Genomic DNA, 19,376 nt, shown 5'->3' on the forward strand with positions numbered 1-19,376 from the left:
AAATAGGCGGTTAAACGAGCATAAGAATAAATAAACCGGCGATTGTTGCCAGACGGTGAAATAATAATTAACCGATAATTAAACTTTCAGCGACGAACGGCGACAAAACGCCTAAAAATTTAACTTTACCCTACGCCGTCCACCCGATGAATTCAAAAAATTTTGCAAACATTAAAAAAATGTTTTTATTTAAAAATCAATAAATTAACCTAAAAAACCACACAAAAAACACGCCATTTTGCCGCTCTACTTCCCCGCCTTATGATCCAAATCAAATTTTCCCCTATACTGCTTTGCTAGTATCTCATTGCGTTGTTTTAACCCTTAAGAGCGAGAGTTAGTTTGAAAACTGACAGCCCATTCGATCTGATTTTACCTGCGGCAACGGCGAAAATCGCTGAAGATGCCGGCGTGTATAAAGCCACCAAACATCCGCTGAAAACGTTTTATTTGGCGATCACCGCCGGTGTCTTCATTTCCATCGCCTTCGTTTTCTACATCACGGCGACCACCGGCACCGCCGGCGTGCCTTTCGGGCTGGCGAAACTGGTCGGCGGCATCTGTTTCTCTCTCGGGTTAATGCTGGTGGTGGTGTCAGGCGCCGACCTGTTCACCTCTACCGTGCTTATCGTCATCGCCAAGGCCAGCGGCCGCATCAGCTGGGGCCAGCTGGGCGCCAACTGGCTGAACGTTTATCTCGGCAACCTGGTCGGCGCGCTGTTCTTCGTGGCGCTGATCTGGTTCTCCGGCGAGTATATGGTCGCCAACGGCCAGTGGGGCCTGAATGTCCTGCAAACCGCAGACCACAAGCTGCATCACACCTTTATCGAAGCCGTGTGCCTCGGCATTCTGGCTAACCTGATGGTCTGCCTGGCGGTCTGGATGAGCTACTCCGGCCGTACTCTGACCGACAAGATGCTCGCCATGGTGCTGCCGGTCGGGATGTTTGTCGCCAGCGGCTTCGAACACAGCATCGCCAACATGTTTATGATCCCTATGGGCATCGTGGTCAAACACTTCGCCACGCCGGAGTTCTGGCAAGCCGTAGGGGCGGTACCTGAGCAATTCGCTCATCTGACAGTAAGCAACTTCATCATCGACAACCTGATTCCGGTCACCATCGGCAACATCATCGGCGGCGGTCTGCTGGTTGGGTTGACTTACTGGGTAATTTATCTGCGCGGGGGCCGCGAACAGCACTAAGCTGTGAGTTACCGCGCGCAGAGTTAGAAATCCACAATCAAAGGTAGGTGTACAATGACCGAACTTAACGAGAAATTAGCCAACGCTTGGGAAGGTTTCAGCAAGGGTGACTGGCAGAATGAAGTCAACGTTCGTGACTTCATCCAGAAAAACTACACGCCTTATGAGGGTGACGAATCCTTCCTGGCTGGCGCAACTCAAGCCACCACCACCTTGTGGGACAAGGTTATGGAAGGGATCAAACTGGAAAACCGCACTCACGCGCCGGTTGATTTCGACACCAACGTTGCTTCAACCATCATTTCTCACGACGCGGGTTACATCGCCAAAGAGCTGGAAACCATCGTAGGTCTGCAGACCGACGCCCCTCTGAAACGCGCGCTGATCCCGTTCGGCGGCATCAAAATGGTCGAAGGTTCGTGCAAAGTGTACGGCCGCGAACTGGATCCGCAGCTGAAAAAAGTGTTCACCGAATACCGTAAAACCCACAACCAGGGCGTATTCGACGTTTACACCAAAGACATCCTGAACTGCCGTAAATCCGGCGTGCTGACCGGTTTGCCAGATGCCTACGGCCGCGGCCGCATCATCGGCGACTACCGCCGCGTGGCGCTGTACGGTATCGACTTCCTGATGGCCGACAAACTGAACCAGTTCAAATCGCTGCAGGAAAAACTGGAAAACGGCGAAGATCTGGAAATGACCATCCAGCTGCGCGAAGAGATCGCTGAACAGCACCGCGCTCTGGCTCAGATCAAAGAGATGGCCGCTAAATACGGTTACGACATCTCCGGCCCGGCCACCAGCGCGCAAGAAGCGGTGCAGTGGACCTACTTCGGCTATCTGGCCGCGGTGAAATCCCAGAACGGCGCCGCCATGTCCTTCGGCCGCGTGTCCACCTTCCTCGACGTGTTCATCGAGCGCGACATCAAGGCGGGCAAACTGACCGAAGAACAAGCGCAGGAACTGATCGACCACCTGGTGATGAAACTGCGTATGGTGCGCTTCCTGCGTACCCCTGAGTACGATGAGCTGTTCTCCGGCGACCCAATCTGGGCAACGGAATCCCTGGCCGGTATGGGCGTCGACGGCCGTACCCTGGTCACCAAAAACAGCTTCCGCTTCCTGAACACCCTGTACACCATGGGGCCGTCTCCGGAGCCGAACATGACCATTCTGTGGTCTGAGAAGCTGCCGCTGAACTTTAAGAAATTCGCGGCGAAAGTGTCCATCGACACCTCTTCCGTTCAGTACGAAAACGACGACCTGATGCGCCCTGACTTCAACAACGATGACTATGCCATCGCTTGCTGCGTCAGCCCGATGATCGTCGGCAAACAAATGCAGTTCTTCGGCGCCCGTGCCAACCTGGCGAAAACCATGCTGTACGCCATCAACGGCGGCGTTGACGAAAAACTGAAAATGCAGGTCGGCCCGAAAGAAGCGCCGATGATGGACGAAGTGCTGGACTATGACAAAGTCATGGCACGCATGGACCACTTTATGGATTGGCTGGCCAAGCAGTACGTGACCGCGCTGAACATCATTCACTACATGCACGACAAGTACAGCTACGAAGCTGCGCTGATGGCGCTGCATGACCGTGACGTTTATCGCACCATGGCTTGCGGCATCGCCGGTCTGTCCGTGGCAGCCGACTCCCTGTCTGCCATCAAGTACGCGAAAGTCACCACCATTCGCGACGAAGACGGCCTGGCCATCGACTTCAAAGTGGAAGGCGAGTATCCGCAGTTCGGTAACAACGACGCCCGCGTCGATGACATCGCTTGCGACCTGGTGGAACGTTTCATGAAGAAAATTCAGAAACTGCGCACCTACCGCAATGCGGTACCGACTCAGTCCGTACTGACCATCACCTCCAACGTGGTGTACGGTAAGAAAACCGGTAACACCCCGGATGGCCGCCGCGCAGGCGCACCGTTCGGCCCAGGTGCCAACCCGATGCACGGCCGCGACCAGAAAGGCGCAGTAGCCTCCCTGACCTCGGTAGCCAAACTGCCGTTTGCCTACGCGAAAGACGGGATCTCCTACACCTTCTCCATCGTGCCTAACGCGCTGGGTAAAGACGACGACGTGCGTAAAGCCAACCTGGCGGGCCTGATGGATGGTTACTTCCACCATGAAGCCTCCATCGAAGGCGGCCAGCACCTGAACGTCAACGTAATGAACCGCGAAATGCTGCTGGACGCGATGGAAAACCCTGAGAAATACCCTCAGCTGACCATCCGCGTTTCCGGTTACGCCGTGCGCTTCAACTCGCTGACCAAAGAGCAACAGCAGGACGTCATTACTCGTACCTTCACTCAAACGATGTAATACGCCAACCGGGCGGGAAACCGCCCGGTGCCAAAGTCAGGGCCGGTTCTGCCGGCCCTTTTCTCCCACCGCTCTCCCCTGACTCTGTAGAGTCTGTTTTGCCGGACATCTATACTGAATGGATAGCCGGCAAAACAGTTATCCGGCAACTGACCGGCCGACAGGCATCATTACCCCCGGTGGCGGGCTCACACCGCCACTGCATCGCAGATACCTGGCCGGCGGCCACGCGCCTATTTTTAGACTGCGTTTGACAGTCAATATTGGAGAAAACCCCGCAATGTCAGTAACTGGTCGCATCCACTCCTTCGAATCCTGCGGCACCGTCGACGGGCCAGGGATCCGCTTTATCGTCTTCTTCCAGGGCTGCCTGATGCGCTGCCTCTATTGCCATAACCGCGACACCTGGGATACCCACGGCGGCAAAGAAGTGACCGTTGAAGAGCTGATGAAAGACGCGGTGGCCTACCGCCACTTCATGAACGCCTCCGGCGGCGGCGTGACCGCGTCCGGCGGCGAGGCGATCCTGCAGGCAGAATTCGTGCGCGACTGGTTCCGCGCCTGCCACGCCGAAGGCATCAATACCTGCCTGGACACCAATGGCTTCGTGCGCCGCTACGATCCGGTGATCGACGAGCTGCTGGACACCACCGATCTGGTGATGCTGGACCTGAAACAGATGAACGACGAGATCCACCAGAACCTGGTCGGCGTCTCCAACCACCGCACGCTGGAATTCGCCCGCTACCTGGCGAAACGCAACCAGCGCACCTGGATCCGCTACGTGGTGGTGCCGGGTTGGTCAGACGACGACAAGTCGGCGCACCTGCTGGGCGAGTTCACCAAAGACATGACCAATATCGAGAAAATCGAGCTGCTGCCCTACCACGAGCTGGGCAAGCACAAATGGGTGGCGATGGGGGAAGAGTACAAGCTGGACGGCGTTCATCCGCCGAAGGCCGAGACCATGGATCGCGTCAAAGGCATCCTGGAAAGCTACGGCCACAAAGTCATTTACTGATTGGCGCAGCGCCAAAAAAAACCGGCTCATGGCCGGTTTTTTTATGCTCAGGCGGCAGCGAACGGCGTGTGATGGTGATCCGGCTTCTGCTTCTTCAGCAGCATCAGCAGGTAAACCAGCGCCACGGCAGCGATCATCACGAACAGCACGCGATCGGAGTAGTTTTGCATCAGCAGCGCCGTCATCGACGGGCCCAGCAGGCTGCCGATGGTGTAGCTCATCAGCAGCGCCTGGTTCATCGCCACCAACTCGTGCGGTAGCGCCTTCTCACAGGCCCAGGACATCGCCACCGGGTACAGGGTAAAGCCGGCGCAGCCGAGGATGAACAGCGAAGGCGCCATGGCGTAGTTACCGAGCATCGCCACGCTGGCGAGGATCACCACGAATACCTGAATGCGCAGCACCAGCAGACGCCCGTAACGATCGGCCAGGCGACCGACCGGCCATTGGCCGACGATGCCTGAGCTGACCAGCAGCGCCATCCAGTAACCGACGTTGGCGTCGCTCATGCCCTGATGGGAGAGGTACAGCGGCATCAGGCCGTACAGCGAACCGAGCACGATGCCGGAAATGATGCAGCCATTGATGCCGAGGCGCGCGCTGCGGCGTTTCAGCATTGTCCACACCGCTGCCTGCTGCGGCTCGTCTTCATGGCGGTTGACCCGCGCAAACAGCATCGGCAACATCGCGCTGATCACGATGGCGGTCACCCACGGCACCACGTGCAGCAATTCCGTCGAGGTCATGCTCAACAACAATTGGCCGGTCACCGTACCGAGGTAATAAACGATCATATAGGCCGCCAGCAGCTGGCCACGGTTGCTGAGATTGCCGCTGCGCAACAGCGCGCTTTCCACGATCACCCAAATCCAGGCGCAGCCGACGCCGGCGAAGAAGCGCCAGCCCAGCCAGCTCCAAAAATCGATCGACAGCACCATGCCGGCGGTTGCGGCGGCGAACACCAGACAAGAAAGATGATAGCTGCGGGTAAAGCCGACGCGCTGGATCAGTTTGCCCGCTACCAGCGTGCCCAACAGGTTGCCGCTGAAATAAGAGGAGCTGACCATTCCCACCTGCCAGGTCGACAGCTGAGCATGGGTTAACCAAAGAGGCACGAGCGTATTCAAAACGGCAATGGATACCGTGAGCAGCAAGAGGCCGCAGAGCAATAAGAGCACTGGGCGAGAGTATGCGGACATAGTGAGATTGTGACCGAACGCGCAATGAGAGTGCGCGCATCATGCCACTGGCGATAAAAAAGTCAATCGCCTCTTATCATTTCACCGCACGATTTGTTTCCGGCTAACCGGCTGAAAAAGCGCTATGCTCAGCACAGTGCGAATTTGACGACGGAGAAACAAGATGAGTCAGGCAAATAATGCGGTGGTAGAGGCCCTGCTGGCGGACATCGGCAGCACGCAAGGTGACCTGCTGGCCATTGTGCAGCAGGTGCGGCGGATCGCTGCGGAGAGCGGCAACGGCGTCACCGAATCGGTCAAATACGGCGGCATCATGTTCTCGCATAGCCAATTTTTCTGCGGCGTTTTCGCCTACCGCAATCACGTCACGGTGGAATTCGGCCAAGGGCACCGACTGGAAGATCGCTATCAGCAACTTGAAGGCAGCGGCCAGTATCGGCGGCACATCAAGCTCCACTCGCCCGACGAGGTGAAAAGCAAGCATCTGGCGGACTACATTCAACAGGCTTATACGCTGACTACGGGCTGAATTCTCGACATAAAAAAAGCGCCCGCAGGCGCTTTTTTCGTGGTTTGCCGTTTAGCCGATATATTCCAGGCCGCCCATATAAGGACGCAGCACTTCAGGTACCTGAATGCGGCCGTCGGCCTGCTGGTAGTTTTCCAACACCGCCACCAGCGTACGGCCAACCGCCAAGCCCGAGCCGTTCAGGGTGTGGACCAGACGCGGTTTCTTGTCGGCTTTGCTGCGGCAGCGCGCCTGCATGCGGCGAGCCTGGAAGTCCCACATGTTGGAGCAGGACGAGATCTCGCGGTAGGTATCCTGCGCCGGCAGCCACACTTCCAGATCGTAAGTTTTGCACGCGCCGAAGCCCATGTCGCCGGTGCACAGCAGCACCTTGCGGTAAGGCAGGTTCAACAGCTGCAGCACTTTTTCCGCGTGGCCGGTCAGCTCTTCCAGGGCATCCATCGAATCTTCCGGACGAACGATCTGCACCATTTCAACCTTGTCGAACTGGTGCATGCGGATCAAACCGCGGGTGTCACGGCCGTAAGAACCGGCTTCAGCACGGAAGCATGGCGTGTGTGCGGTCATTTTCAGCGGCAGAGATTCCTCTTCCACGATCTCGTCGCGCACCAGGTTGGTCAGCGGCACTTCCGCCGTTGGGATCAGCGCGTAGTTGCTGCTGTCGGCTTCTTCTTCCAGCGGACGGGTATGGAACAGGTCTTCGCCGAACTTCGGCAGCTGGCCGGTACCGTACAGCGTGGCGTGGTTGACCAGGTAAGGCACGTAGGCCTCCAGGTAGCCGTGCTGCTCAGTGTGCAGATCCAGCATGAACTGGGACAGCGCACGGTGCATGCGGGCGATTTGCCCTTTCATCACCACGAAGCGCGAACCGGTCAGCTTAACCGCGGCGGCAAAATCCAGCCCGCCGGCCATTTCGCCCAGATCGACGTGATCGCGCACCGCGAAGTCGTACTGGCGCGGTTCGCCCCAGCGGGTCACTTCCAGGTTTTCGCTGTCGTCTTTACCATCCGGCACGGCGTCGTCCGGCAGGTTAGGCAGCGTCAGGGCGTAATCGCGGATCTCGCTCTGCAGCGCATCCAGCGCCGCCTTGGCGGCATCCAGCTTGTCACCCAGCTCGTTCACTTCGCGACGCAGCGGCTCGATGTCTTCCCCACGCGCTTTGGCCGCGCCGATGGATTTCGATCGGGAGTTGCGTTCCGCTTGCAGCGTTTCAGTTTCTACCTGCAGAACTTTGCGACGTTCTTCCTGCGAACGCAGCAGATCCAGATCGAGTTTAAAGCCTCGGCGAGCCAGTTTGACGGCGACTGCGTCTAGCTCATTACGCAGCAGATTGGGATCGAGCATGCTAATCCTGTGCTTGTTGTTATTGAAAGAAGTGTTGTTGTTCTATGCGGCTGATTTATAGCCGCATAAAAGAAGAGTGATACCCGCTAACCTTACCGCAACGGCCTCGCTAGCGGTAGCGTTTTGTCGGGCTATTTTGATCCTGCTCAGCCAGCCATGCCAACTTTTCGCCGATTTTCCCTTCCAGCCCGCGCGACGTCGGTTGATAGTAGCGCGTATGGGCCATTTCAGGCGGGAAATAGTTCTCGCCGGCGGCGTAGGCGTTGGGTTCGTCGTGAGCGTAACGGTACTCCGCCCCCAGCCCCATCTCCTTCATCAGCTTGGTCGGCGCGTTGCGCAAATGCTCCGGCACGTCATAATCGGCCTGCTCTTTGGCGTCGCGCATGGCGGCCTTGAACGCGGTGTAGACCGCGTTGCTTTTCGGCGCGCAGGCGAGATAAACGATCGCCTGCGCAATGGCGCGCTCGCCCTCCGCCGGCCCCACGCGGGTGAAACAATCCCAGGCGGCGATCGCCACCTGCATGCCGCGCGGATCGGCGTTGCCCACGTCTTCAGAGGCAATCGCCAACAGACGGCGCGCCACATAGAGCGGATCGCCGCCGGCGGTAATGATGCGCGCATACCAGTACAGCGCGGCGTCCGGCGCCGAGCCACGCACCGATTTATGCAGCGCGGAAATCAGGTCGTAATAACGGTCGCCCTTATTGTCGAAGCGCGCGCTGCGCTCGCCCGACACCTCTTTCAGCAGCTCGGGCGTCAGCACCCGCACGCCTTTGGCGTCGAGCTCCGCCATGTCCGCCATCATTTCCAGGCTGTTCAGCGCCCGGCGCGCGTCGCCGCCCACCAGTTCCGACAGCAGGCGGCGCGTTTCGGCCGGCAGCTCGACGTTCTGGCCGCCAAAACCGCGCGCCTTGTCGTTCATCGCCTGATCCAGCACCTGGCCGATGTCTTCGGCGGTCAGCGCCTTCAACAAATAGACGCGGGCGCGCGACAGCAGCGCCGAGTTCAGTTCGAACGACGGGTTTTCGGTGGTGGCACCGATAAAGGTGATGGTGCCGTCTTCGATGTGCGGCAGGAAAGCGTCCTGCTGGCTCTTATTGAAGCGGTGCACTTCGTCGACGAACAGGATGGTGCGGCGGCCGGCGTCGCGATTTTGCCGCGCCCGCTCGATCGCCTCGCGGATCTCCTTGATACCGGAGGTCACGGCGGAGATCCGTTCGACATCCGCCTGACCGTAACGGCCGATCAGCTCTGCCAGCGTCGTCTTCCCGGTGCCCGGCGGCCCCCATAAAATCATCGAGTGCAGCTGCCCGGCCTCGATGGCGCGCGGCAGCGGCTTGCCGGCGGCCAGCAGGTGCTGCTGGCCGATATACTGCGCCAGCGTGGTCGGCCGCATACGCGCGGCCAACGGCTGGAACTCGTTCTGGGAAAAATCGAGCGACAGATTATTACTCACTTGCACCTCACTGGCGCTGGTCGTCCAGCGTCACCCCCTTCGGCGGGGTAAATTTGAATTTGGCCGGATCGGCGGCGACGTTCTGCTGGCTTTTCAGCGTATAGGAACTGCGCTGACCATCCTGCTCCACCGCAGCGAAGCTACGAATGGTTCCGCTGTTGGTCACGCTGATGGCGAACTGCTTCAGGTTGCCGCTGGCGGACTTCGGCGTCAGCTCGAAATCATCGCCCTTTTGCTTCACGTTGTACTGTTTCCAGTCGCTGGCATTATTGCGGGTGATCAGCATAAACGGCGTATTGCCGGTGGCGTTCTTCAGCCAGGTCGCCGTCACCTGCTCGACGAACGGGTTATAGAACCACAGGGTCTGGCCATCGGAGACCAGCACGCTCTCATCGGGCGAGGTCATGTGCCAGTTGAACAGGTTTGGCCGCTTCACCCACAGCTCGCCTTCCCCCTGTTGCACCGCGGCGCCGTCGGCGCTGGTCACGGTTTGTGAGAAGCTGGCGTGGAAACTGTTCACCTTCGCCAGGCGACTTTGCAGATCCTGTGCGGCATCGGCCAGCACGGAGGTAGAAGCGAATCCCGAAAGCAGACAGCAGGCAACTAACAGTTTTTTCATTATTCCAGATACCTTATGAAATGCGTTAACCGCAGGGCGACGCCGTGCGGGTCAAATCAACCCTATACCCGCTCACTTTACCCGAAGCCGGCGATCGGCCGGTAGGCCAATGTTCCGAGAAGAAACGGGTTTACGCTTCTTTGCACAAGGGCCGCTTAAGCGGCCCTTTCTGATTGAATTGCAATGGCTAAACGACCATCAATCGTGCCGAGGCGGCGCCAGCACCTCGCGGTTGCCGTTGTGCCCCTGCTCGCTGACGATGCCCTGCGCTTCCATCTGTTCGATGATGCGCGCCGCGCGGTTATAACCGATACGGAACTGGCGCTGCACGCCGGAGATGGAGGCGCGGCGTTTATCCACCACGAAATCCACCGCCTGGTCAAACAACGGATCCAGCTCTTCGTCACCGTCCATACCGCCGCCGGCACCGCCCTCGCCGTCTTCGCCGCCGCTGAGAATACCCTCTTTATATTGGGGCCGCTCGCGCGCTTTCCAATCCTTGACCACCGCGTGCACTTCCTGATCGCGCACGAATGCGCCATGTACGCGCACCGGAATCGAGGAGTTCGGCGCCAGATAGAGCATGTCACCCATACCCAGCAAGGACTCGGCCCCCCCCTGATCGAGGATGGTGCGGGAGTCGATTTTGCTCGACACGGTAAAGGCGATACGCGTCGGGATGTTGGCCTTGATAAGACCCGTGATCACATCCACCGACGGACGCTGGGTCGCCAGCACCAGGTGGATACCCGCCGCACGCGCTTTCTGCGCCAGGCGAGCGATCAACTCTTCGACCTTCTTGCCAACCGTCATGATCAGATCGGCGAATTCGTCGACCATCACTACGATGTACGGCTCTTTCTCCAATACCGGCGGCGTGATGTCCATGCTGTCGGTCGGCTTCCAGAACGGATCCGGGATCGGGCGCCCCATCGCTTCGGCCTGATCGACGCGCTCGTTGTAGCCGGCCAGGTTACGCACGCCCAGGGCAGACATCAGCTTGTAGCGGCGTTCCATTTCACCCACGCACCAACGCAGCGCATTGGCGGCGTCTTTCATGTCGGTGACCACATCGGTCAACAGGTGCGGAATGCCTTCGTAAACCGACAGCTCCAGCATTTTCGGGTCGATCATGATAAAGCGCACTTCTTTCGGCGTGGCTTTATACAGGATGCTCAGGATCATGGCGTTGACCCCGACCGACTTACCGGAACCGGTGGTACCGGCGACCAGCAAGTGCGGCATTTTGCCCAGATCGGCCACCACCGGCTCGCCGGAGATATCCTTACCCAATACGATGGACAGCGGCGATGGGTTGTCGCGGAAGGCCGGGCAATCCAGCACTTCGCGCAGGTACACCGTTTGCCGCTTGGCGTTCGGCAATTCCAGACCGACGTAAGGCTTGCCGGGGATCACTTCCACCACGCGCACCGCAGAAGTCGACAGCGAGCGCGCCAGATCGCGCGACAGGTTGGAAATGCGCGCCGCTTTAACGCCCGGCGCCAGATCCAGCTCGAAGCGGGTGATGACCGGCCCCGGTAGGATGTCCACCACGTCGGCTTTCACGCGGTAATCGGCCAGGCTGGCCTCCACCAGGCGCGCCTTCTGTTCCAGCGCGAAGGAGTCGACCGGCTCCACCTCTTTCGGCGCTTCGGTCAGCAGATCCAGCGTCGGCAGCGGCGTGGTCGGCTTCTGCAGCGGCTGATCGTTGCGCATCAGGAACGGGTGAATCAAGCTGTCCATCGCCGGATGTTGCTCGGCCTGAGTTTGCTGAGGCGCCTGCTGCACCGGTTGCTGGGGCTGCTGATATTGCGACTGCGACGGCTGTTGATACTGCTGTTGCTGCGGCTGTTGGTACTGCTGAGACTGCGAGTGCGGTTGCTGAGGTTGGGCAACCGGCGCTGCAGGCTCAAACTGGCCGAACGGCACGTCGTCCTCTTGCTCGCTTTGCTGTTCAATGCGCTCTTCAAGCTGCGGGGACAGCGTGAACATCGGCTCGCTCGGGCCATCGTCCACTAAATCCGCCATCGGCGAGAAGCTGAAAGCATTGCGGGTATCGACCGGGCTGGCAGCCGGCGCCTGCGGGGCCGGTTCTTGCTGGCCGTAGCGCGCCTGCTGCTGCTCGGCGAATGCCTGGCGCAGCGCGGCCTCTTGCAGCGCCTCTTCGTCGTTCTGTTGATAACCTTCGCCGTAACGTTGGCTCTGCTGTTCGGCAAACGCCTTGCTCAGCTCGGCTTCCTGCAGGGCGCTCTCGTCATCTTGCTCCGGCGCGTAGCTTTCGCCGTAGCGTTGGCTTTGCTGCTCGGCAAACGCCTGACGCAGCGCAGCTTCCTGCAGCGCCTCTTCTTCCTGCGGGCTCACCGCCGTCGGCTGCTGAGGCTCCACCTCGGCCTGGCGCTGTTCCTGCTCGGCCGCACGCTGCGAAGGCAGCTTGATGCCGTAAGAAGCCAGCTCTCGGCGGGTCGGAATACGTACCGGATTCGGCCGCGGCAGCTCAGGGCCGATGCCCTGCTTAACCTGCGGATTGCCGTCGCTGGTGGCCGTGAAAGCCGGCATGAAGGTCGCCGCTGCGGCGCCCGCAGCGGCAGCGGCTGCCGTATCCAGCTGTGGCTTGGCGCCGGTGGCGCTGAACCCCCCCGCTCCGCTGACGTCGGCACTGTCGCGCTGCGCGGCGGTAAAATCAAAGGGAGAACGCGCTGCCGACTGCGGGGCCGGATCTTGCCAATTGCCCAGGCGCGGCTCATCGTCGTCCCGATAAGGATCGACGGGACGCGTCGCCTTAGGCGCAGGCGTTTCTTCCGGGATTTCGAAGGAATACAGCGGCGGCGTGGCGTCTTGCGCCGGGGCGCTCACCGGGTGCTGATTGACCGAGGCCGGCGCGGCCGTGACCGACGGCGCCTGTGTGGCGATCGGTGCGGCAACGGGCTCGTGGATCTCTGCCGTCACCGCCGGTGCAGGCGAAGCCACCGGCGCGATTGGCGCGGCGTCGGCTTCAACCTCACCATCGTCGGCTCGCAGGCCGCTGAGCAACGGATCGGCGGCGTCTTCCGCCGCCTCTTTGGCGCTTTCGGTGACAGAAGGCGCGGAGAACAGCACGTCGTCATCGGCGGCCGCGGCTCCGGCTGCGGTCGCGGTAACCGCGGCTGCGGCGCCCTTCCCTGCCTGCTCAGGCTCGTCGTCAACGTAACGCTCGTCATCCTCGAAATAGCGCTCTTCGCGGCGTGAGCGGTTGGTCATCACCGTCGCGACGCCCAGCACAGCACCGCCGATCTTCTCGGCGATCACCAGCCAGGACCAGCCGGTAAACAGCGTCAGCCCCGCCGCCCACACGCACAGCAGCGCCAGCGTGGCGCCAATGCCGTTGAACCACGGCAACATGGCGTTGCTCAGCAGGCTGCCGATCACGCCGCCGGAAGCGAAGTAATAGAGATCGTCAACGTTCAGCGCCGCCAACCCACAGGAGGTGAGCACTAACGCCAGGGTGCCGATCAGGCGCAGGGAAAGCGCAAAATAGTCGATGTAGTCTCTGTTGCCGCGTTGGCGATACACCGCCCAGCACAGGACCAACATGATCGGCGGTATCGCGTAAGCGAGCACCCCGAAGGTGAAGAACAGCGTATCGGCCAACCAGGCCCCGACACCGCCGCCCAGATTGTGAATCGGCTCATGCCACGCGGTCTGCGACCAGCTTGGGTCAGACGGGTTGAAGCTGACCAGCGCAGCCATGAGGTAAACGGCAAAAATCGCTACCACGATAAGCACAGCTTCCAGCAAACGCCGGCCACTGCTGAGTCTTTTCAGGGTAACTTCTTTATCTTCTGTATATTCCTGGCTCAAGAAAGGCTCTCCAGGTTCCTGTTAGCTGACATAGCAACAGCGCCGAGAAGCTTCCCCGGCGCCGAAACTGTATGAATAAACAGGAGTGTAACCAATTTAATCAGGTTTTGCACCTGCACCTTACCGTGTTTTGATAACCAGACGGTTACTCTGTTTCACTTCTTCCATCACTACGTAGGTACGGGTGTCGTTGACCCCCGGCAGACGCAGCAAGGTTTCACCCAACAGTTTGCGGTAAGCCGACATGTCCGGTACGCGGGTTTTCAACAGGTAGTCGAAATCACCGGAAACCAGATGACACTCCTGAATTTCTTCAAGCTTCTGCACTGCCGAGTTGAATTGCTCAAACACATCCGGCGCGCCGCGGTTCAGCGTGATCTCCACGAAAACCAGCAGGGACGCATCCAGATAATGCGGGTTAAGCAATGCGGTATAGCCATGAATGAAACCCTGGCGCTCGAGACGGCGCACGCGTTCTAAACATGGTGTCGGGGATAACCCCACGCGCTTCGAAAGCTCGACGTTCGAAATACGCCCATCCTTCTGCAGCTCATTCAGGATGTTGCGGTCGATACGGTCAAGATCTTTACCCGGGCGTTTCTTGTTGTCTGCCATTATTATTGTCTCTCTTATTTTCTTCCGTGCACTTGCCACACCCTAGCCAACGTCAATGTGTAAGGGTTCGTTCCAAGCGAAGACCCGATGCCTGTCATGTGCTTCTTCACTACCATCATTCCACGCCGCGCAGCCTGTCTGTCCAACCCCGCGCGACGCCGGTAACGACGTTTAGGTCGAGAAAAAATCAGCAAACGCTTGCGCGCCCTGCTCCGCACATCCACCGCGCATTGCCGACTCGCGGCGCAAATACGTACGATTTGCTGGTGTTACGGGGATAATTTCTTCTTCCTATGATGTTTTCGCAAATGCGCAGCGGATTGTCAAAGTAAAAGAAGCAAAATCAGAACAACGTACCGTCACGAAAAGTCTGCATCCCATTTTTGGTTATGAATCGCTGGCAGATAAACCCCGGCAGGGAGCGGCTGAAGTCGCAGAATGCGCCGTTTTTGCGCGGTTGGCGATTCGGCAGCCGAATGCGGCTTTGATAAGGTAAATTTCTGCGTTCAGCGTACGATTTGCCGACAGCGGGTGCATTAATAGGCGACAACTATCATACAAATCGTTAACAACGTCGCCCGGCGCTTTTTTTACTGCGCCATTTTCCCTACAATCGGTTCCATTGTCCGCCATTGTGGAATAAAGAGGTTATTCATGGGCACGGCTAAACATAGCAAATTACTGATTCTGGGCTCCGGCCCGGCCGGTTACACCGCCGCCGTTTACGCGGCGCGCGCCAACCTGAGCCCGGTGCTGATCACCGGTATGGAACAAGGCGGCCAGCTGACCACCACCACCGAAGTGGAAAACTGGCCGGGCGACGCCGAAGGCCTGACCGGCCCGGCGCTGATGGAGCGCATGCGCGAGCACGCGGAGAAGTTCCAGACTGAAATCGTCTTCGATCACATCAACAGCGTCGATCTGCAGCAGCGTCCGTTCCGCCTGTTCGGCGACAGCGGTGAATACAGCTGCGACGCGCTGATCATCGCAACCGGCGCCTCCGCCCGCTACCTTGGCCTGCCTTCCGAAGACGCGTTCAAGGGCAAAGGCGTTTCCGCCTGTGCGACCTGCGACGGTTTCTTCTACCGCAACCAGAAAGTCGCCGTGGTCGGCGGCGGCAACACCGCCGTTGAAGAAGCGCTGTACCTGTCCAATATCGCCGCCGAGGTTCACCTGATCCACCGCCGCGACAGCTTCCGTTCGGAGAAGATCCTGATCGACCGGCTGATGGAAAAAGTGAAAAGCGGCAACATCGTGCTGCACACCGACCATACGCTGGACGAAGTGCTGGGCGATGAAATGGGCGTGACCGGCGTGCGTATCCGCAGCACCAAAGCGGAAAATGAAACCCGTGAACTGGAACTGGCCGGCGTGTTCATCGCCATCGGCCACAGCCCGAACACCGGCATCTTCGGCGGCCAGCTGGAGCTGGAAAACGGCTACATCAAGGTACAGTCCGGCATTCACGGCAATGCGACCCAAACCACCATCCCCGGCGTCTTCGCCGCAGGCGACGTGATGGATCACATTTACCGCCAGGCGATCACCTCCGCCGGCACCGGCTGTATGGCGGCGCTGGACGCAGAGCGTTACCTGGACGGCATCGCCGGCGCAGAAGTCTGCTAAGACTTTCTCGCCACCAGCAAAAAGCGGCTCTCGAGCCGCTTTTTTTGTCTTAGCTCTTCAAGAGGATGCACGCCGATGCATAATCTTCTTCACTGGCGCCTGCTGGTTGCCGTCGCCGACAGCGGCACCATCACTCAGGCTGCCGCGCTCTGCGGTATGACGCAGTCTGCCGCCAGCCAGGCCATCGCTCAACTGGAGACAATGCTGAGCACCCGGCTTTTGGTTCGCCAACCGCACAATGTCGTCTTGACCCAAAGCGGCCTACAGATCGTCACCCATGCCCGCACGATGTTGGAAGCACTGCGAGCCATTCAGCAGTGTGCGCAACAAGCCGGTAACGCGCACGCGGGCAAAATACGCCTGGCCAGTTTCCCGTCGGCATTCAGCAAGCTGTTGCCGCCGCTGCTGCGCAAATTTCGCCGTCTGTACCCCGACATTGAGCTGATTACGCTCGAGGGCACCGATCACGAAGTGGAGAGCTGGTTAACATCGGCAACGGCAGACATCGGCGTGGTGCTCAATCCGGCGCCGGAGCGGCTGTGCTTCCCTTTGGGAGAGGATGCCTGGCTGGCGGTCGTGCCCAGCGCGCACCCGCTGGCGCGAGCGCGGCGGCCGGTGGCGCTGGATGCCCTGTTCCGGCTGCCTTTTATCCTGGCGACCGGCGGGTGTGATGTGAATGCGCAACGATTGGCGCAGCAGTCAGGTTTGGCGCTGGCCGATATCCGCGCCACCGTCAGCGATTGGCAAACGGCGTTGCGCTGATGCCCGCCTCCGTGATCCCGCCCGACGCGCTCGGGGTTTACGCTCTGCCGCTCGTTGCGCCGATTTATCGCCGTTTCGGCCTCGCGTGCTCATCCGATGCGGCGGCCCAGCCCCCCGTCCAAACCCTGCTGAGTTACCTGCGAGAACGGGAGCAAACCCTGACCAGTCGCTGAGCTAATAGCGGCTTTCTGAAATTTCCATTTTCCCGCCGCTGCCCGTGTCGGCATGCTGTGGCAAGCGTTCTCATTGACCCACAAGGAAATAGCATGAAGCTGTATTTTGCTCCCGATGCCTGCTCGCTTGCCCCACATATCGTCCTGCGCGAATTAGCGCTCCCTTTCACCCTGATCAGGGTGAACAATCGCAGCAAGCGCTGCGCCGACGGTGAGGATTTCTATCGCATCAACCCCAAAGGCTACGTCGCCGCCCTGCAACTGGACGATGGCAATGTGATCACCGAAGGCCCAGCCATCGTTCAATACCTCGCCGACCTGCGCCCAGAGTGCCGGCTGGCGCCGCCACCGACGGCCTTTGAGCGAGTACGGCTGCAGGAATGGCTTAATTTCATCACCAGCGAGATCCATGCCGGCGCCGCCCCTTTATTCAATGATGCCTTGCCCGACGGCGCCAAGACGTTGTTGCGCGACAAGTTGAGGCGGCGATTGGGTTATATCGCGCAAGCTTTGGCACCGCAAACTTATCTGCTGGGAACGCATTTCAGCGTCGCAGACGCTTATCTGTTTACCGTGTTGCGCTGGATGGCGCGCTTCGAGATTTCGTTGAGCGAGTGGCCGCCGCTCCAGCATTATGTGGCGCGGATCGCAGGGCGAGCGTCGGTGTGCGCCGCTCTGGAAGCCGAGGCCGCGAGTGAGGAAGTCAAATAGTCGGTAACGCGTCTGTTATAGCCACATTTGGCCGCTTTATTATTTTCAGTCTGCCGGGTGACGAGGTAACATGGGACCTCGCTTGTTTGTCGCCGATTGCGCCAAACACTATTATTTAACAGTACGTTAACCCAGCCCGTAACAAACGGGCGCCGGCGACGCAGACGCATATCTGATGAAAAAAACCAGACAGCAACAGTTAACCCGTTGGCTTAAAACCCAGAGTTCGTTAGCGCAGCGTTGGCTGCGCCTTTCCATGCTGTTGGGGCTGTTCAGCGGCCTGCTGATCGTGGCGCAGGCGTGGCTGCTGGCCAGCCTGCTGCACGCCCTGATCATCGAGCATACCCCACGCGAACAGCTGATCCCTTCGTTTATCTGGCTGGCCGCTGCGTTCGCGCTGCGGGCGCTGTTAAGCTGGCTGCGGGAACGGATCGGTTTCCTGTGTGGGCAGGTGATCCGCCAGCGCATGCGCCAACAGGTGCTGGATAAGCTGCAGCAGCTCGGCCCGGCCTGGATCCAGGGCAAACCGGCGGGCAGCTGGGCCAGCATCATCGTCGAGCAGATCGAGGATATGCAGGACTATTACTCGCGCTATCTGCCGCAGATGTATCTGGCGGTTTTCATCCCGCTGCTGATTTTGATCGCCGTCTTCCCGATCAATTGGGCCGCAGGCATCATTCTGCTGGCGACCGCGCCGCTGATCCCGCTGTTTATGGCGCTGGTCGGCATGGGAGCCGCCGACGCCAACCGCCGTAACTTCGTGGCGCTGGCGCGATTAAGCGGCAACTTCCTCGACCGCCTGCGCGGCCTGGACACCCTGCGGCTGTTCGACCGCGCGCAGGCCGAAACCGCGCAGATCGCCAAATCCTCCGAAGACTTCCGCAGCCGCACCATGGAAGTGCTGCGCCTGGCCTTCCTCTCTTCCGGCGTGCTGGAGTTCTTCGCCTCGATCTCCATCGCCGTGGTGGCGGTGTACTTCGGCTTTTCCTACCTCGGCGAACTCAACTTCGGCAGCTACGGCCTCGGCGTGACGCTGTTTTCCGGTTTTCTGGTGTTGATTCTGGCGCCGGAGTTTTTCCAACCGCTGCGCGATCTCGGCACCTTCTACCATGCCAAAGCGCAGGCGATCGGCGCGGCGGAAGCGCTGGAAACCTTCCTCAGCGCCGAAGGCGAGCAGATGGGCAGCGGCACGCGGCAACTGCCCACCGATCAACCGCTGACGCTGCAGGCCAGCGCGTTGGAAATCCTGTCGCCGAACGGCGTACTGCTGGCCGGGCCGCTGAGCTTCACCCTGCAACCGCAGCAGCGCGTGGCGCTGGTCGGGCTGAGCGGCGCCGGTAAAAGCTCGCTGCTGAATCTGCTGCTCGGCTTCCTGCCCTATCGCGGGTCGTTGACCGTCAACGGCATTGAGCTGCGTGAACTGTCCGCCGAAACCTGGCGTCAGCAGCTGAGCTGGGTCGGCCAGAACCCGCACCTGCCGGCGCAAACCCTGCGCGCCAATATTCTGCTGGGCTGCCCGCAGGCCGACGAAGCGCAGCTGCAGCAGGCGGTGGAACTCGCCTACGTCAGCGAACTGCTCCCTTATCTGCCGCAGGGGCTCGACACCGAAGTGGGCGACAACGCCGCTCGCCTGTCGGTCGGCCAGGCGCAGCGCGTGGCGGTCGCCCGGGCGCTGATCGGCCCGCGCAGCCTGCTGCTGCTGGATGAACCGGCCGCCAGCCTCGACGCCCACAGCGAACAACGGGTGATGCAGGCGTTGAATGCCGCTTCGCATCAGCAAACCACCCTGCTGGTAACGCACCAGCTGGAAGATACCGAAGACTACGATCAGATTTGGGTGATGGATAACGGGCGCATCGTGCAACAGGGTGATTACGCCACCCTCAGCGCCCAACCGGGCCTGTTTGCCACTCTGATCGCCCATCGCCGCGGGGAGCTTTAATC

13 protein-coding genes and 1 pseudogene are annotated in these 19,376 nt (G+C 59.7%); 8 read left to right on the top strand and 6 right to left on the bottom strand.

Annotated features, from left to right (window positions below):
- Positions 1-342: 342 nt before the first annotated feature.
- From focA to pflA, 3 genes are all read left to right on the top strand, one after another.
- On the top strand, positions 343-1,203 hold the full coding sequence (gene focA, locus GF111_RS03900) for a formate transporter FocA (RefSeq protein ID WP_019454548.1): 861 nt from the start codon (positions 343-345) through the stop codon (positions 1,201-1,203).
- Positions 1,204-1,257: 54 nt separating this feature from the next.
- Positions 1,258-3,540, top strand: coding sequence for a formate C-acetyltransferase (gene pflB / locus GF111_RS03905; protein WP_016928324.1), 2,283 nt, complete (start codon positions 1,258-1,260; stop codon positions 3,538-3,540).
- Positions 3,541-3,820: 280 nt separating this feature from the next.
- A complete protein-coding gene (gene pflA, locus GF111_RS03910; protein ID WP_015377324.1) occupies positions 3,821-4,561 on the top strand; it encodes a pyruvate formate lyase 1-activating protein in 741 nt (246 codons plus the stop codon).
- 47 nt (positions 4,562-4,608) lie between these two features.
- Here the strand turns inward: pflA and GF111_RS03915 are convergent, their stop codons facing one another.
- Positions 4,609-5,760: an MFS transporter gene (locus tag GF111_RS03915; protein ID WP_047727941.1), complete on the bottom strand. Its 1,152-nt coding sequence runs from the start codon at positions 5,758-5,760 to the stop codon at positions 4,609-4,611.
- Positions 5,761-5,923: 163 nt separating this feature from the next.
- Between GF111_RS03915 and GF111_RS03920 the strand changes: the two genes are divergently transcribed.
- Entirely contained in the window at positions 5,924-6,289 is a 366-nt protein-coding gene (locus GF111_RS03920; RefSeq protein ID WP_038880770.1) for a DUF1801 domain-containing protein, read from the top strand.
- A 51-nt stretch (positions 6,290-6,340) separates the two neighbouring features.
- Here the strand turns inward: GF111_RS03920 and serS are convergent, their stop codons facing one another.
- From serS to lrp, 5 genes are all read right to left on the bottom strand, one after another.
- Positions 6,341-7,633 (bottom strand): serine--tRNA ligase, encoded by a 1,293-nt coding sequence (serS, locus tag GF111_RS03925; RefSeq protein ID WP_038880767.1) that lies wholly within the window; start codon positions 7,631-7,633, stop codon positions 6,341-6,343.
- A gap of 109 nt (positions 7,634-7,742) precedes the next feature.
- Positions 7,743-9,029 (bottom strand): replication-associated recombination protein A, encoded by a 1,287-nt coding sequence (locus tag GF111_RS03930; RefSeq protein ID WP_047730757.1) that lies wholly within the window; start codon positions 9,027-9,029, stop codon positions 7,743-7,745.
- Positions 9,030-9,096: 67 nt separating this feature from the next.
- On the bottom strand, positions 9,097-9,708 hold the full coding sequence (gene lolA / locus GF111_RS03935) for an outer membrane lipoprotein chaperone LolA (protein WP_019454555.1): 612 nt from the start codon (positions 9,706-9,708) through the stop codon (positions 9,097-9,099).
- A gap of 198 nt (positions 9,709-9,906) precedes the next feature.
- A complete protein-coding gene (locus tag GF111_RS03940) occupies positions 9,907-13,545 on the bottom strand; it encodes a DNA translocase FtsK 4TM domain-containing protein (RefSeq protein WP_147190072.1) in 3,639 nt (1,212 codons plus the stop codon).
- Positions 13,546-13,665: 120 nt separating this feature from the next.
- The gene (gene lrp / locus GF111_RS03945) at positions 13,666-14,160 is read right to left on the bottom strand and encodes a leucine-responsive transcriptional regulator Lrp (protein WP_004928318.1); all 495 of its coding nucleotides are present in this window, start codon (positions 14,158-14,160) and stop codon (positions 13,666-13,668) included.
- A 654-nt stretch (positions 14,161-14,814) separates the two neighbouring features.
- On the opposite strand from lrp, the gene trxB reads away from it, so the two are divergent.
- The 4 genes and pseudogenes from trxB (at position 14,815) to cydD (ending at position 19,374) form a co-directional block, all read left to right on the top strand.
- Complete coding sequence (gene trxB, locus GF111_RS03950) at positions 14,815-15,786, top strand: thioredoxin-disulfide reductase (RefSeq protein ID WP_047727946.1); 972 nt, start codon at positions 14,815-14,817, stop codon at positions 15,784-15,786.
- 75 nt (positions 15,787-15,861) lie between these two features.
- Positions 15,862-16,721 (top strand): annotated as a pseudogene (locus GF111_RS03955) (LysR family transcriptional regulator).
- A 93-nt stretch (positions 16,722-16,814) separates the two neighbouring features.
- A complete protein-coding gene (gene gstA / locus GF111_RS03960; RefSeq protein WP_055311998.1) occupies positions 16,815-17,432 on the top strand; it encodes a glutathione transferase GstA in 618 nt (205 codons plus the stop codon).
- A 175-nt stretch (positions 17,433-17,607) separates the two neighbouring features.
- Positions 17,608-19,374 carry a cysteine/glutathione ABC transporter permease/ATP-binding protein CydD gene (gene cydD / locus GF111_RS03965; protein WP_055311997.1) on the top strand — a complete coding sequence of 589 codons (1,767 nt, stop codon included), beginning with the start codon at positions 17,608-17,610 and terminating at the stop codon, positions 19,372-19,374.
- The last annotated feature ends 2 nt before the right edge of the window (positions 19,375-19,376 follow it).

This window comes from Serratia sp. HRI (genome assembly GCF_010119335.3).
In the GTDB taxonomy this organism is placed as follows: domain Bacteria; phylum Pseudomonadota; class Gammaproteobacteria; order Enterobacterales; family Enterobacteriaceae; genus Serratia; species Serratia nevei.

Excerpts from the sequence above, each read along its gene's own strand:
- lolA (WP_019454555.1), bottom strand. The coding sequence starts at position 9,708 with ATGAAAAAACTGTTAGTTGCCTGCTGTCTGCTTTCGGGATTCGCTTCT.
- cydD (WP_055311997.1), top strand. The coding sequence starts at position 17,608 with ATGAAAAAAACCAGACAGCAACAGTTAACCCGTTGGCTTAAAACCCAG.
- GF111_RS03930 (WP_047730757.1), bottom strand. The coding sequence starts at position 9,029 with ATGCGGCCGACCACGCTGGCGCAGTATATCGGCCAGCAGCACCTGCTG.
- gstA (WP_055311998.1), top strand. The coding sequence starts at position 16,815 with ATGAAGCTGTATTTTGCTCCCGATGCCTGCTCGCTTGCCCCACATATC.
- GF111_RS03915 (WP_047727941.1), bottom strand. The coding sequence starts at position 5,760 with ATGTCCGCATACTCTCGCCCAGTGCTCTTATTGCTCTGCGGCCTCTTG.
- pflA (WP_015377324.1), top strand. The coding sequence starts at position 3,821 with ATGTCAGTAACTGGTCGCATCCACTCCTTCGAATCCTGCGGCACCGTC.
- trxB (WP_047727946.1), top strand. The coding sequence starts at position 14,815 with ATGGGCACGGCTAAACATAGCAAATTACTGATTCTGGGCTCCGGCCCG.
- lrp (WP_004928318.1), bottom strand. The coding sequence starts at position 14,160 with ATGGCAGACAACAAGAAACGCCCGGGTAAAGATCTTGACCGTATCGAC.
- pflB (WP_016928324.1), top strand. The coding sequence starts at position 1,258 with ATGACCGAACTTAACGAGAAATTAGCCAACGCTTGGGAAGGTTTCAGC.
- GF111_RS03920 (WP_038880770.1), top strand. The coding sequence starts at position 5,924 with ATGAGTCAGGCAAATAATGCGGTGGTAGAGGCCCTGCTGGCGGACATC.
- serS (WP_038880767.1), bottom strand. The coding sequence starts at position 7,633 with ATGCTCGATCCCAATCTGCTGCGTAATGAGCTAGACGCAGTCGCCGTC.